The 13,945-nt window shown below is 47.7% G+C and carries 10 protein-coding genes and 1 tRNA gene; 6 read left to right on the top strand and 5 right to left on the bottom strand.

Annotated elements, in window-relative coordinates:
- Positions 1-262: 262 nt before the first annotated feature.
- Both murA and fumC read left to right on the top strand, forming a co-directional pair.
- Entirely contained in the window at positions 263-1,579 is a 1,317-nt protein-coding gene (gene murA / locus SYNPCCP_RS11635; protein WP_010873426.1) for a UDP-N-acetylglucosamine 1-carboxyvinyltransferase, read from the top strand.
- A 104-nt stretch (positions 1,580-1,683) separates the two neighbouring features.
- Complete coding sequence (gene fumC / locus SYNPCCP_RS11640) at positions 1,684-3,084, top strand: class II fumarate hydratase (protein ID WP_010873427.1); 1,401 nt, start codon at positions 1,684-1,686, stop codon at positions 3,082-3,084.
- Positions 3,085-3,139: 55 nt separating this feature from the next.
- Here fumC and SYNPCCP_RS17880 read toward each other — a convergent pair whose 3' ends face one another.
- The gene (locus SYNPCCP_RS17880) at positions 3,140-3,520 is read right to left on the bottom strand and encodes a transposase (protein ID WP_010873428.1); all 381 of its coding nucleotides are present in this window, start codon (positions 3,518-3,520) and stop codon (positions 3,140-3,142) included.
- Between the two features lie 20 nt (positions 3,521-3,540).
- Here SYNPCCP_RS17880 and SYNPCCP_RS17470 point away from each other — a divergent pair, with 20 nt between their 5' ends.
- The 3 genes from SYNPCCP_RS17470 to SYNPCCP_RS11650 all read left to right on the top strand — a co-directional run bounded on the left by SYNPCCP_RS17470 (position 3,541) and on the right by SYNPCCP_RS11650 (position 6,660).
- On the top strand, positions 3,541-3,672 hold the full coding sequence (locus tag SYNPCCP_RS17470; protein ID WP_173363259.1) for a DUF4114 domain-containing protein: 132 nt from the start codon (positions 3,541-3,543) through the stop codon (positions 3,670-3,672).
- A gap of 40 nt (positions 3,673-3,712) precedes the next feature.
- A tRNA-Gly gene (locus SYNPCCP_RS11645) sits at positions 3,713-3,783 on the top strand.
- Between the two features lie 198 nt (positions 3,784-3,981).
- Positions 3,982-6,660 carry a fimbria/pilus outer membrane usher protein gene (locus SYNPCCP_RS11650; protein WP_010873429.1) on the top strand — a complete coding sequence of 893 codons (2,679 nt, stop codon included), beginning with the start codon at positions 3,982-3,984 and terminating at the stop codon, positions 6,658-6,660.
- Between the two features lie 28 nt (positions 6,661-6,688).
- Here SYNPCCP_RS11650 and SYNPCCP_RS11655 read toward each other — a convergent pair whose 3' ends face one another.
- The 4 genes from SYNPCCP_RS11655 to SYNPCCP_RS11670 form a co-directional block, all read right to left on the bottom strand.
- Positions 6,689-7,249 (bottom strand): hypothetical protein, encoded by a 561-nt coding sequence (locus SYNPCCP_RS11655; RefSeq protein ID WP_223211281.1) that lies wholly within the window; start codon positions 7,247-7,249, stop codon positions 6,689-6,691.
- A complete protein-coding gene (locus SYNPCCP_RS11660) occupies positions 7,234-7,809 on the bottom strand; it encodes a Uma2 family endonuclease (protein WP_010873431.1) in 576 nt (191 codons plus the stop codon). Before SYNPCCP_RS11660 ends, SYNPCCP_RS11655 begins: the two co-directional genes overlap by 16 nt.
- A 51-nt stretch (positions 7,810-7,860) precedes the next feature.
- A complete protein-coding gene (locus SYNPCCP_RS11665; RefSeq protein ID WP_010873432.1) occupies positions 7,861-9,045 on the bottom strand; it encodes an aspartate aminotransferase in 1,185 nt (394 codons plus the stop codon).
- Between the two features lie 103 nt (positions 9,046-9,148).
- Complete coding sequence (locus tag SYNPCCP_RS11670) at positions 9,149-11,194, bottom strand: AarF/ABC1/UbiB kinase family protein (protein WP_010873433.1); 2,046 nt, start codon at positions 11,192-11,194, stop codon at positions 9,149-9,151.
- A 187-nt stretch (positions 11,195-11,381) separates the two neighbouring features.
- On the opposite strand from SYNPCCP_RS11670, the gene recG reads away from it, so the two are divergent.
- Positions 11,382-13,877, top strand: coding sequence for an ATP-dependent DNA helicase RecG (recG, locus tag SYNPCCP_RS11675; RefSeq protein ID WP_010873434.1), 2,496 nt, complete (start codon positions 11,382-11,384; stop codon positions 13,875-13,877).
- The last annotated feature ends 68 nt before the right edge of the window (positions 13,878-13,945 follow it).

Below are 13,945 nucleotides of genomic sequence, written 5' to 3' on the forward strand. Positions count from 1 at the left end.
TGAATGTTACAAATTGACTTATCCGTTATAGGATGTTAAGCATAATTGCCTAGACAATGGGTTTTAACAGTTATTGCTGCACAAGCCCATCGAATGCTAAAAACACATTGGTTAATGAACATAATTTGTTGATCTTGTCTGGGTTGTCCTGGGATGGACGTTGGTGGAATCTAAGCAACAATGGGTTGACAATTCTCCCGATGACTAAACCAAAGGACTGGTGTTAACTTTTGTCCCCTTTTGTTGGAGGTTGTGAAAACCCGTGCTTCAAGTTGCTACTCCTACCGCTACCGAAGAAACCCAGACGGTCATTGAAATTGAAGGCCGGGCCTCCCTAAAAGGGGAAGTTCGCATCAGTGGGGCTAAAAATTCCGCTTTGGCCATCATGGCCGGCACCATCCTTTGTTCCGACGACTGTCGTCTTAGTAATCTGCCCGCTCTGGCGGATATTGACAAAATGTGCCAAATTTTGGCGGCCATTGGGGTCAATCTAGAACGGGATGGCGATCGCCTCGTAGTGGATTCCAGTAATGTGGGCCATGGCCCTGCCCCCTATGAGTTAGTGTCCCAACTGCGGGCTAGCTTTTTCGTCATTGGCCCTTTACTGTCCCGTTTAGGCATGACCAAAGTACCCCTGCCTGGGGGATGCGCCATTGGGACTCGGCCCGTTGATCTCCATGTGCGGGGTTTGCAGGCCATGGGAGCAGACGTTCACATCGAGCATGGGGTAGTCAATGCCAGCATCAAGGGCCACAGCCGTCGTTTGACCGGAGCTAAAATTTATCTGGATTATCCCAGCGTAGGGGCCACGGAAACTATCCTCATGGCCGCCACCCTAGCGGAAGGAGAAACAGTAATTGATAACGCCGCCCGGGAACCGGAAATTGTTGATTTGGCCAACTTCTGCCGTTCCATGGGAGCCCAAATCCGGGGGGATGGTTCTAGCCGCATTATTATCAACGGGGTGGAAAAACTCCACAGCACCGACTTTCCCATTATTCCTGATCGCATTGAGGCCGCTACGTTCCTCTGTGCCGGGGCCATCACCCATTCCGAAATTAGTCTTTTCCCTGTGGTGCCAGATCACCTCGCCTCCGCCATTGCCAAGTTGCGGGAAATTGGCCCCGAAGTGGCGATCGATGCCCCGGATCGGGTGCGTTTGATTCCCCGGGATCTGCGGGGGACAGATATCGAAACTTTGCCTTACCCCGGTTTTCCCACCGATATGCAAGCCCAATTCATGGCCCTGTTGGCAGTGAGTGAGGGTAATAGCGTAGTCACGGAAACCGTATTTGAAAACCGTCTCCAGCACGTAGCGGAGTTACAGCGGATGGGGGCCAACATTAAGCTCAAAGGTAATGCCGCCTTTATCCAAGGAGTGCCTTTCCTTTCCGGTGCGCCGGTCATGTCCACGGATTTACGAGCTTCGGCGGCCCTGGTAATTGCGGGGTTAGCGGCGGAAGGCAAAACCATTGTCCAAGGTCTGCGCCATTTAGACCGGGGTTATGAGGACATTGAAGGCAAACTGCGCAAACTGGGGGCTAAGTTAACCAGGATTGAACAGCCCGTCACTCTTTAAAAATTCCGTTGATTTGATTGGGGGACTAATGGGCGATCGCCTGTTAGTCTTTTTTCTTGACTGTTGATAATGCCTTTGCCACCGGAGTATTTGCAAATTTTGCCATGGTAAATTCCCACCGCCTTGAAACCGACAGTATGGGGTCCCTGGAAGTCCAAGCCGATCGCCTGTGGGGAGCGCAAACCCAACGTTCCCTGATGTTTTTTGACATTGGTAGCGATGTGATGCCGCCGGATTTAATTCGGGCCTTTGCCATACTCAAAAAGGCAGCCGCCATTACCAATCAGGATTTGGGTAAATTACCAGCGGACAAGGCAGAGTTAATCATTACGGCAGCGGACGAAATCATTGCCGGGCAGTGGTTAGACCATTTCCCTCTAAGGATTTGGCAAACGGGCAGTGGCACTCAAACCAACATGAACGTGAACGAAGTGATTGCCAATCGGGCGATCGCCATTTGTGGGGGAGAATTGGGCAGTAAAAATCCCATCCATCCCAATGACCACGTCAACATGTCCCAGTCGTCTAACGATACTTTTCCTACGGCGATGCACATTGCGGCGGTGGCAGGTTTACAAACCAAGTTGATTCCCAGTTTGCAAGCTCTGAGAGATAGCCTGAATGAAAAAGCGGAATGTTTTGCAGGCATCACTAAAATTGGCCGCACCCATTTGATGGACGCAGTGCCCCTAACGTTAGGGCAGGAATTTTCCGGTTACGTGGCCCAGTTAGACCAAGGGCTGACCCAAATTAATTATTGTTTACCCGGTCTTTTGGAATTGGCCCTGGGGGGAACGGCGGTGGGTACAGGGTTAAATAGTCATCCCCAATTTGCTAAAAAAGTGGCCGAAGAAATTGCCCAGTTAACTGGTTATACCTTCATTTCTGCCCCCAACAAATTCGCCGCCCTAGCTGGCCACGAGGCGATCGCCTTTGCCAGTGGCGTGCTGAAAAGTATTGCCGCTTCCCTGATGAAAATTGCCAATGATTTGCGCTGGATGGGGTCTGGGCCCCGCTGCGGCTTGGGGGAATTAGCCTTACCAGCCAATGAACCAGGTTCTTCGATCATGCCCGGGAAAGTAAACCCCACCCAATGCGAAGCCATGACCATGGTTTGTGTGCAGGTAATGGGGAACGATGCCACCATTGGTTTTGCGGCCAGCCAAGGTAATTTTGAGCTCAATGTTTTTAAGCCAGTGATTATTCATAATTTCCTCCATTCGTTACATTTACTCAGCGATGCTTGTGCTAGTTTTCGCCAACATTTAGTGGTGGGATTACAAGTAAACGAAAGCAAGGTTAAAGACTTTTTGGACACCTCTTTAATGTTAGTCACCGCCCTCAATCCCCACATTGGCTACGACAATGCGGCCCTCGTGGCTAAAACTGCCTTTGCCCAAGGCATTACCCTCAAACAAGCCGCGGTGGATTTAGGTTTACTCACCCCAGCCCAGTTCGACGCTTGGGTCGTTCCAGAGCAGATGATTGCCCCGATTGCTGACTAGAAATTTTGCAAAAAAACGTAAAATATTGGCATTTATTAATAGAATGGGGCAGGACTTACGCAAAAGAAAACTTAAGAGCAGGGGAACGAAGCTGTTGATGCAGGAAATCAGACCATGGTTGATGGGATATTTCGTAGACTGTCAATGGGCTATTAACCGCTTGACGACGAAGAAAATTCCAGACCTGTAAGGCACAGTGAATATGATTACGTTGAATGGGTCCCTTGCGACATTGACAGGCTTCTACACCAGTCAACTGCTTTAGTTCACGATGAAAATGCTCAATCTTCCAGCGCACCCGACACTCCTCTCGTGTCGCCTGAGTCGAATCTTGAGATAAGTAATTAGTCACGACGAATTCCGTCCGGTGTGGTGACACCGTAACTCGGAACAGTTTCACTTTTTTGTGAGCCGGAAAGCCTCGAATTTTAATCACTTTCCCTTGCTGTATTTCGGATGCATCCCATAGCAGTGCATCTACCCGTTGGTATGGAGAAGTGCAGTAACCTCTTCAGCTTTGAAGACATAGTGGGGGGCGGCGACCTGGATTACAACGATGTAATTTTGGAATTTTTCCCGGTCATCTAGGCGAAGTTCCCCTAATGTTTTACGATGGTGAAAGCTTTGCGCGGGTATAGTTTAGTGGTAAAACGAAAGCCTCCCATGCTTTAGTTGGGGGTTCGATTCCCCCTACCCGCTTTGTTTCTTGACAAAATTTTAATCGAAGCCCAAGATTTTTTCGGCAGCGTTATTGCCAAGCAGTCCGCGACTTGAGGTTCTGCTTAGACCGGAGCTTTTCAGCCCAAGGTGACTAGGCTAGCATTTCTCCTTTTGCGGCGATCGCCTTCTATGCGAATTTGTTTGGCAGACTTTGCTGACAGGTCCTAATCTAGGTCAATGGTGTTTCGATTCCCCTCGCCAGTACTAGTAATTATTTTGGCTAACTGCCTGATGACCGTCGTCGGGCTAATCCTACCCCAGTCAGCTAGAACAGAAACTTTTAGTGCTGATTTTCCCCCTCCCGATTCTGCCTTGGATTTGTTGCTGGGACAGGAAACTCCCTTAATGGAAACGACAATTCCAGAGCCGGAACAAGGGCAGGAGGATAACCAAAGCGCCCCGCCCTCTGAGCCAACACCGGGCAATTTGGGTAATGAAGACGATTTATTTGAGCGGGTATTCGGTCGGCCCCGCCCCACGGGGGTACAGCGTTTGGTGGCGCCCTTTTTCATCAACGATTTGCAACAGGGTCAAATTGTAGTGTTTGTTTCCCTGGGAGGGGGTAGTAGCCTACAAATCACCGCTTCCACTTTGTTGTTGAAAATGGAAGAATATGCCCGACCTGATATACAGACTAGATTGGCCGATTTGGTGGACGACAGCGGTAATTTAACCTTGGCGGCTCTGCAAAGTGTGGGTCTAGATGCCACATTTAATGACCAGTTGTTGGAACTGAGGATTATTATTCCCCCCAATCTCCGCAAAACCATTGTCTATGGCTCCGGTAATTTACAACTTCCCCCAGGGGCCGCCACAGCCCTACGTCCCAGTAACTTCAGTGGTTTTATCAACTTAATTGGGACCCAACCCTATGCCTGGGATGGCACTGGTGATTTGGGCCGCCAAGCCCTGAATTTGGGTGTAGAAGGGGCCCTTAATTATCAGGGCTGGGTGCTAGAGGGTAGTGCTAGTTTTGCTGAGCAAAGCAACAATCCCTGGACCCGCTCTGACATTCGCTTGGTAAAGGATGATCCAGATAATGCGGTTCGCTATGTTCTTGGTGATCTGTTTAGCACCGCCCGCAGTTATCAGTCCTTTGTGCCCATGGTGGGATTTGCGATGTTTCGCAATTTCTCCCTCCAGCCCTATTTGACCACTAGGCCCACAGGGCAGTTTGAATTTCTGTTGGAAAGCCCTGCTAGGGTGGAAATTTTTGTCAATGGACTATTGCGGCAAACTCTCCAATTGCCAGCGGGGCCCCAGGATATTCGTAATTTTGGTCTGAATACGGGGCTTAATAATGTGACGGTGAAAATCATCGACAGTGCGGGGCGGGTGGAGGAACTATCTTTTTCGGCTCCCTTAGCGACGGATCTATTGGCGGTGGGTTTGAATCAGTTTGGCTTGGGGGTGGGGGTTCCGGCCTACACCACCAATGGGGTGCGTAGCTATGACACTTCCCGACCCATTATTGGCGGCTTTTACCGCCAGGGTATTACGTCCACCCTCACCCTAGGAGGTTATCTACAGGCGGCAGGTTCCCAGCAGTTGATTGGCACCGAAGGCACCTTGGCCACTTCCGTGGGTAACTTTGGTTGGGATGCGGCCCTGGAAAATGATGGCAACGGTTTAGACCATGCTTTCCGACTGCGGTATCAATTTTTGGCCCTAGGAGGTAACCAGGCCCAACTACCTAACTTTGGTTTGGAAGTGGAATATTTGGGCCCTTATTTTCAGCGCTTTGGTAGTTTTCCCATCGGCTTTACTGCGGAACCATTGGATTTTTTTGGCACCACTACTAATAATGTTTCTTGGTCTTTTGGGGCTAATTATAGTCAAACTCTAATCGATGGTTTGGGAATTAACCTCGGTTTGGGTTATCAGCTTGGTAGTTTTGGCCAGCCCAATGCCTACCGAGCGGCGATCGGTTTTACCACTAATCTGGGAAGGGGTTTACAGGCTAATTTGACCCTGAACAATCGCTTAGACCAATCCGGGCGGGCAGAAACTCAAGTATTATTCAACTTTTTGCAAACTTCCCAGTTCCAATCCCTCACAGCCCGCAGTAATCTGAGCAGTCAACGGGAGCAGGCTAGCACGCTCACTTGGACATCCCGTAGTCCTGCCCAATATAACAGCGTCAATACCTCCGTTAACCTCAGCAATAATCCCAATCCCGGCTATTTTGGTACTGGCTTAGGGCTGACTTACCGGGGCTTTCTGGGGGATATTAATCTCAACCATGATTATGATCAGGCTAGCCATCGCACTAACTTAAATTTTGGTACGGCCTTAGTTTATGCTGATGGGCGTTTTGGCTGGAGCCGACCAGTACGGGATAGTTTTGTGATTTTTAGCCGTAACCCTAATTTTGCGGATCAATTAGTATTAATTAATCCTGGTTTGTATGGTCCTGTGGCGGAAGCTAATGATGTCGGCCCTGGGGTAGTGCCGGATCTAAGCTCCTATACTTTGACCACTATGCGGGTAGATGCTCCTAATATGCCCCTTGGCTATGACTTGGGCAATGCGGTATTTAATCTTTTACCGAGCTATAAAAGTGGTACTTTAATCACAGTGGGTACGGAATCCACCGTATTTTTACGGGGGACGTTGGTAGATAAAGCAGGGAACCCGATTGCGCTTCAAGTCGGGCAAGTTAGGTCTTTGTCTGATCCCAGTTGGTCGCCGTTGGAGTTATTCACTAATCGAGCGGGACGATTTGCGTTGACAGGACTGGGACCAGGGAAGTATGAATTGCAATTATTCGGTGATCCTCCCCGGGCCATTCGCTTTGAAATTCCGGCGGATAAAACTGGTATTTACGACATTGGAACTGTGACAATAGGCGGTTAAAAGATTAATGAAATTAATAGTATTTGTCTTAGTAATCAGTTTTAATCCCAATGACACCATTGTTGTGGTCAATCTTAAATTCATTACCATATGCATCTAGATGGAAAAGATCTAAGCCTAAACCAGGTTGACCCTTTAAAAAGTAATCGTTAGCTTCTGCTCCACCAATGTCAAGCCAACCATTAATAGTTTTATTAATAGGGTCAAATCGGAATTGCAAAAAATTATTCTCCCTTGCCTGACTATTATTGACATTGTCGTAATTTGCTATAGTTCGACCTTTGCTATCAATAACTTGCACGGTCAATTCAGTTAAATTTTGAAGTGTTTGCAGTCCTACTACTTGTACGATTTTCGTTGAATTGTCTCTAAATTCATCTGGGTAAACCACCCGGGCTCGAACTTGATATTCGCCATCTCCTTGCCATAGCAGAGTTACTTCCCCGGCGATCGCCTGGGCGGAAAAACCGACGAAAGCAGTGAGTACAAAAATAAAAACTAAAAATAATTTAACCAATTGATGAAATATTGACACCATTATTGTTGCTTTAAAACTCAAACAGTTTGGGTATGCTAAATTTTTAGCCAATCAAAAACTTCGGCGGCGGTAATGGACCAATTTTCAAGCTCAGCAAAAACCGTTAGGGATTCTTGAATTTCAGTTTCAGCTAAATAAACCTGGGGTAAACTGGCGGTGAAAACCGTAATGGATTTGGCCATGGGATCCACTAACCAAGCTAATTCTGTGCCAGCCTTGAGAGAAAAAATGATTTTTTCCATTACCAGGGTGACCGACTGATCTGGGGAAAGAATTTCTATGAGCCAATCCGGGGCCCGATCAAACCGGTCTGCTATTTCGCCACCATTATCTAAAGGCAAGTTTTGCCAGCGCATCACCGCAATGTCAGGCACAATGGAGCGATCGCCAAAGGTACAACGAAGTTCCGGCAGAGCATAGGCAATTTTGTCCGGCTTCACTTGGGCATTAATAGCGGCCGCTAGCTCAAATTGGATTGTGCTGTGTTTACCTTTGGGCATGGGTTTCTGGGTGACAATGCCCCGGCAATATTCCTGGGCAGGTTTGGTTTCCGGTAGGGCCAAGAATGATTCCAGGGAAAGGGTTGGTACTTTTGCTGAGGCTAAAACCATCTACTTCACTCCCCAGAGGATTTAAGTGTTAATTGATTGTAATCGCACCAATCAACTATAACGAATGCCTGCCTGTTCAATGCGCTGTAATGCTTCCCCCAGGCGATCGCCATCGGCAATTAAACTTAAGCGGACGTACCTTTCTCCCCCTTCTCCAAAGGCGTTACCGGGGGTCATCACCACACCGGTTTTTTCTAGAACCGTTAAGGCAAAATCAGTGGAACTCATACCCACGGGACAGGGAACCCAAAGGTACATGGTGGCTTGGGAAGGGGTAATAGACCAACCCAATTTACTCAAGCCATTAATAACAAAGTCCCGCCGTTCTTGATAGCGCTTTCGCACTACTTCAATGTAACTTTCTGGCAAACTGAGGGCTGTTTCTGCTGCTTTTTGTACGACTCGAAAAATTCCATAATCCAAGTTAGTTTTCAGCGTTCTCAAACCTTGAATAATTTCTTGATTTCCCACGACAAAACCTACCCGCCAACCGGCCATATTGTAGGTTTTGGAAAGGGTATGGAATTCCACACTAAAATCCTTGGCACCGGGAATTTCTAATAAGCTGGTGGGCTGATAACCGTCAAAGGCCAATTCTGCATAACACAGATCATGGACTAACATGATTTGGTAATGGCGGGCCCAATCGGTGATGGCTTCGTAAAATTCCCTGGGAGCGGTGGCGGTGGTGGGATTATTGGGATAGTTAAAATAAAGGATCTTGGCCCGTTGAGCGATCGCCTCGGGAATTTGGTCCAGTTGGATTAACCAGTCATCCTTTGCCGATAACATGATCGGATAAATTTCCGCCCCGGCAATGAGGGGGCCTCGGAAATGGGCCGGATAGGAGGGAGTCGGCACGAGTACTAAATCCCCTGGATTAACGTAGGCTAGGGCTAAATGACCCAGACCCTCTTTGGAACCAATTAAGGGTAACGCTTCGGAATCGGGGTCTAAATCCACCCCATACTGGCGGGCGTACCAGCGGGTAATGCTCTGACGGAAGCTCTGGGTGCCTTCAAAAGGGGGATAACCGTGGGATTCTGGGTTTTCCAACTCGGCGATCGCCGCTTCGATAATCGGTTGGGGGGCTTTGCCATCGGGGTTGCCCATGCCCAAGTCAATTAAATCCAGGCCCTGTTCCCTGGCCTTGGCTTTCAACTCATCGAGGCGGGCAAAAACATAGGGGGGTAAGGCTTGTAGGCGATCGGCGCGACTAATCCAATTCAGACTCATTACCAAGGCAATTTGGGGACGTAACCTTTTATTGTCTCATTGACCGGCACTGGCTTGATCTCGCCTCAGCAAAATTTTGACTGGAACCTATGGCAACCATGGCCTAGGCTGCATTGCGGATTTTGATGGCTGGATTGGGCTGACTTTCCAAAGCCAGGGCCCATTGCCGGATTACCCTGGCGATCGCCTTTTGCAGTAGTCCTTCCGCCACCTGTTGACCCATCCGACGGGAAGTGGGATTAACAATAATTTGACTCAACACCGGCACAAACTTGAGGGGGTCAAAACCGGGGGTCTCTTTAAGAATTTGCCAAAGATTTTGTAAATGCTGCCAAGTTTCCTCCTGTTGAGCGATGGCGGGTTGAGGCACAACTTTGATCGTTTTGGTTTGATGGGCTTTACCGTTGCCATTACCTAAGTCACCCAGAAAACTAATTCTTTCCTGGATATTGTGGCTGACCTGTTGCCAAGTGTTGCGCCCCAGTTGATCAATACTGTTGACTAATTCCGCCACCAGGCGATCGCGAATGAATTGTCCCCGGTCTGAAAGTAAAAATTCTGTTGCTTCATTAAGCACATAATCAAAATCAAAGCCAGGGGAATTTTTGGCATTACGCAATAAATTTTCCAAACGATTCCATCGGAAACTCCCCTCTTTAAATAGTAATTCTTTCAGGGAAGTGCGTAGCTCTTCTGATTGATCCGTTAACAATCTTTTAGCGATATAGGGATAGGCTTTGCTCAATACCTTGAAGTTAGGATCAATACCAATGGCAATACCTTCTAGGGTGACCATGGAACGAATAATCAGAGCATAATAAGCCGGCACCCGGAAAGGAAACTCATACATCATGGCCGACATTTGATCGGTGATGCTCTTAAAGTTTAACTCCGCCACACTGGCCCCCAACGCATTACCAAACACCTGACCAAGGGCGGGAATAATCGGTTTTAAATCCGTATCTGGTTTGAGAAAATCCAGTTTGACATAATCCTTAGCTAGGGAATCAAAATCCCGGTTCACCAAATGAACCACTGCCTCGATCAAACCATAGCGCTGGTAAGGCTGAATAGTACTCATCATGCCGAAGTCCAAGTAGGCCAAACGGCCGTCCGCCATGGCCAATAAATTGCCGGGGTGGGGATCGGCGTGGAAAAAGCCATGTTCCAACAATTGCCGCAGGGAGCACTGTACCCCCACTTCCACCAAATGGGTAGCATCAATACCCTGGGCTTGGATCGCTTTGATATTGGTTAACTTAATTCCTTCCACCCACTCCATGGTCAAAACCCGTCGGCCAGTGTATTGCCAATAGATACTGGGCACATAAATTTCTGGCAAACTGCCATAGAGTTGGGCGAATTTTTCGCCATTAATGGCCTCTTGGTAATAGTTCATTTCCTCGAATACTCGACTGGCCAATTCGTCGGTAATGGCCACCAAATCAGAGCGCAATCTTTTCACCGATCGCCGGGCCCAGAGGGAGAGGGAGCGCATGATGTAAATATCAAGGGTGATGCGTCGCACCAAATCTGGCCTTTGTACCTTAACTGCCACAGCTTCGCCGGTTTTCAACTTACCCTTATACACCTGCCCCAAGGAGGCGGCGGCAATGGGCTCCGGAGATAATTCGGCGTAAATTTCCTCGGCGGGGGCCCCCAACTCCTCTTCAATAAAACGATAGGCAACCTCGTTGGGAAAGGAAGGTAATTGGTCCTGTAACGTTGTCAACTCATCCAAAAAGACCGGCGGCACTAAATCGGGCCTGGTGGAAAGAGCTTGGCCAACTTTGATATAAGTAGGGCCAAGATTGGTTAATAGTTCTCTTAATTGAATAGCTTTCGCCCTGGAAACGGTGGGGTCTTTACCCCTCAATTTTTCCCACCAAATACCCAGAATAAATCGCAATAGGGGAAACAAAATATTGATTAAACGACCTAATACTTGTAACGGCCGCTTGCGATAAAACTCCATGATCAAATCTGGGTGATATTCCCAACTTTCCGGGAACATATCACTAACAGGTCCTAAATCCTCCAGATGACTTTTGGGCAAACGGGGGGGGCGAACTTCCTCCACCACTGCGTCGATCACCACTACATCGCGATCTTGTTCGGCGGTGGTAACGGGCATGGGGGCTGGAGACATATTAATGGTTTTAATAATTACTTAATTTTGCTGGCTGGTTCAGCGGGAGCCAACATTGGCAAGGATTGAGGAGGAACCCGTTAATGGATGACTAAATACTGCCAAGCCTAGGCTTCCAGTGGCATTCTAACGAGAATGGGTTGGCCCTGGCTACCTGGGTTAGGATGGGGAAAACCGTCTTTAGCTGGTGCAATGTAGCTTGGTTGAGGTGTCTGTGTCCGTTGATTGGCCTCGTTTACAAAAGGCTTTGACCGTGGAAGTGGAGCGGGGTTTTCAGAATTTGCAGGGTAAACAGCACCGCTTTGGCGACTTCCTCTGTTTAAGTTTTGGCAGTCCTCCCCCCCCTGGTAGTTCCCCCGGCGATCGCCAGAAATGGCGGGAGTTTGCCCAAAGATTTGCCCAGTATGACCAACTGGAGGAAGCTGAAAGAAAAAGTTTGGTGGCCAGTACCCGTCGTTTTTTACATCAATTACGTCGCAGTTTGGAATCTCCTCCTAGGGATTCTGTACCAAAAAAGGATTTACTAGCCCAGGTTAATCGTCCCCAAGTTTCCGAACCCCGTTATCCTAAATCGGGTCAAATTGAACTCCATACCCCTTTAGCAACGGTAGTTTCCCAGAGTCAACATCAAACTAAACTGCTCAAAAACTTGGGTTTAGCAACGGTGGAAGATTTGTTGTTCTATTTCCCCAGGGATTATTTGGACTATGCCCAACAGGTAACTATTGCTGAATTAACAGCGGGGGAAACGGTAACCATTGTGGGGCGGGTGGTAAATTGCACTTGCTTTACCAGTCCCAAAAATCAGAATTTAAATATTTTGCAAATCCAGTTGCGGGATCAAACAGGGCGGATCAAACTATCCCGTTTTTATGCCGGTAAACGGTTTGCCCATCGGGGTTGGCAAGAGAAAATCAAAAAACTTTACCCTCCCCAGGCAGTGGTGGCGGCCTCTGGCTTGGTGAAATCTAGTAAATTTGGTCTGACTCTGGATAATCCGGAAATTGAGGTGCTAGATCGCCATAGTCCCAGCATTGACTCTTTCAAAGTGGGTCGGGTGCTGCCCGTTTACCCCCTCACTGAAGGCATAACAGCGGATTTTTTACGGAAATTAGTTCTAGCCTGTCAAACGGCGATCGCCAAGTTGTCTGATCCTCTGCCCCAAGAGATTAGGGAAAAATATGAATTAATTGATTTGCAAACCGCCATTGCCCAAATTCACTTCCCTGAGAATACGGAAAAGTTAAGTTTAGCCAGGAGAAGATTAGTATTTGATGAATTTTTCTATTTACAGTTAGGATTTTTGCAAAGACGTTACGAACAAAAACAGCAGCAACAAAGCGCTATTTTTACTCCCCATGGCGAATTATTAGAAAAATTTAGTGACTTATTGCCCTTCCGGTTAACCCAAGCTCAACAACGGGTAGTAAATGAAATTTTGCAAGACTTAAATAAACCAAGTCCTATGAATCGTCTAGTACAAGGGGATGTGGGATCCGGGAAAACGGTGGTGGGGGTTTTTGCAATTTTAGCCGCTCTCCAGGGAGGTTACCAAGCGGCTCTAATGGCCCCTACGGAAGTGTTAGCAGAACAGCATTATCAAAAATTAGTAAGTTGGTTTAATTTGCTTTATTTGCCAGTGGAATTGTTAACGGGGTCCACTAAAACTGCCAAAAGAAGGGAAATTCATGCCCAATTATCTACGGGTCAATTACCGTTACTAGTGGGAACTCATGCCCTAATTCAAGAAACAGTTAACTTTCAACGGTTGGGTTTAGTGGTTATTGATGAACAACATCGTTTTGGGGTACAACAGCGGGCTAAGCTTTTGGCCAAAGGTAATGCGCCCCATGTTTTAAGCATGACCGCCACTCCCATTCCCCGCACCCTTGCTTTAACCCTCCATGGGGACCTAGAAGTGAGCCAAATTGACGAATTGCCCCCCGGCCGTCAGCCCATTCACACCAGTGTCATCACTGCCAAGGAAAGGCCACAAATGTACGAACTGATTCGGCGGGAAGTGGCCCAGGGTCGTCAAGTCTACATCATTTTTCCGGCGATCGAAGAATCGGAAAAATTAGACATTAAAGCAGCAGTGGAAGAGCATAAGTATTTAACTGAAAAAATCTTTCCCAACTTTAATATCGGCCTGTTACATGGCCGATTAAAAAGTGCTGAAAAAGAGGCCGCTCTAACAGCTTTTCGAGAAAAGCAAACAGAAATTATTGTTTCCACTACCGTGATCGAAGTGGGGGTCGATGTTCCCAATGCCACAGTGATGGTGATTGAAAATGCAGAGCGTTTTGGTCTTTCCCAACTGCATCAATTGCGAGGGCGAGTCGGTCGAGGTAGTCACCAGTCCTATTGCTTATTGGTCACCAACAGTAAAAGTAATGATGCCCGGCAAAGATTGGGAGTAATGGAACAGTCCCAAGATGGTTTCTTTATTGCAGAAATGGATTTACGTTTGCGGGGCCCAGGGGAATTTTTAGGCACTAAACAATCAGGATTACCGGATTTTGCTTTGGCTAGTTTGGTGGAAGATCAAGAGGTTCTATTGTTGGCGAGGGAAGCAGCGGAAACCATGATGGTAGAGGATCCTAATTTAGAGGCGCATCCTGATTTAAAAATAAAATTAGTCCAAAGATATGAAAAGTTATTAGGGGGAGAAATATTGACCTAACCAGAGATACATGGGGAATGTCCATCGTCCCAGCCTTTGTTTGTTAGAATAGTTCCCCATTGATTAAT

The organism is Synechocystis sp. PCC 6803 substr. PCC-P (genome assembly GCF_000284455.1).
Lineage (GTDB): Bacteria > Cyanobacteriota > Cyanobacteriia > Cyanobacteriales > Microcystaceae > Synechocystis.

Excerpts from the sequence above, each read along its gene's own strand:
- fumC (WP_010873427.1), top strand. The coding sequence starts at position 1,684 with ATGGTAAATTCCCACCGCCTTGAAACCGACAGTATGGGGTCCCTGGAA.
- SYNPCCP_RS17470 (WP_173363259.1), top strand. The coding sequence starts at position 3,541 with ATGCATCCCATAGCAGTGCATCTACCCGTTGGTATGGAGAAGTGCAGT.
- SYNPCCP_RS11650 (WP_010873429.1), top strand. The coding sequence starts at position 3,982 with ATGGTGTTTCGATTCCCCTCGCCAGTACTAGTAATTATTTTGGCTAAC.
- SYNPCCP_RS11660 (WP_010873431.1), bottom strand. The coding sequence starts at position 7,809 with ATGGTTTTAGCCTCAGCAAAAGTACCAACCCTTTCCCTGGAATCATTC.
- SYNPCCP_RS11665 (WP_010873432.1), bottom strand. The coding sequence starts at position 9,045 with ATGAGTCTGAATTGGATTAGTCGCGCCGATCGCCTACAAGCCTTACCC.
- SYNPCCP_RS11670 (WP_010873433.1), bottom strand. The coding sequence starts at position 11,194 with ATGTCTCCAGCCCCCATGCCCGTTACCACCGCCGAACAAGATCGCGAT.